The following is a 463-nucleotide window of genomic DNA, read 5'->3' on the forward strand; positions in this document are numbered from 1 at the left end:
ACGACACCCTGGGGCTCGTCGGCACCGGCCGTCTCGTTGACGTTGGTGTAGTCGACCGGCTGGCGGCGCGAGGCCAGCCAGATGGCGAAGGAGCCCCCGACCAGCAGGGTCGCGGTGACGGCGATGCCCCAGGGGCCCTGCTTGGTGAGGAACTCGGCACCCGCGCCGACCAGGCCGGCGGCCGGGAGCGTCAGACCCCAGGCGACGAACATCCGGGTGGCGGTGGACCAGCGGACCACGCCTCCCTTGCGGCCGAGGCCCGCGCCCATGACGGCGCCGGAGCAGGACTGGGTGGTGGAGAGGGAGAAGCCGAGGTGCGAGGAGGCCAGGATGACGGTCGCCGCACTGGTCTGGGCGGCGAAGCCCTGCGGCGGCTTCAGGTCGGTCAGGCCGCTGCCCATGGTGCGGATGATGCGCCAGCCACCGAGGTAGGTGCCGAGCGCGATGGCGACACCGGCGGAGA

At 73.0% G+C, this 463-nt stretch carries 1 protein-coding gene; it reads right to left on the reverse strand.

Features of this window, described 5'->3' with window-relative positions:
• Positions 1-463, reverse strand: a 463-nt coding sequence (locus G3I71_RS47205) for an inorganic phosphate transporter (RefSeq protein WP_164325102.1), incomplete at both ends; no start/stop codon positions are given.

Source organism: Streptomyces sp. SID12501 (assembly GCF_010550245.1).
Classification (GTDB): Bacteria; Actinomycetota; Actinomycetes; order Streptomycetales; family Streptomycetaceae; genus Streptomyces.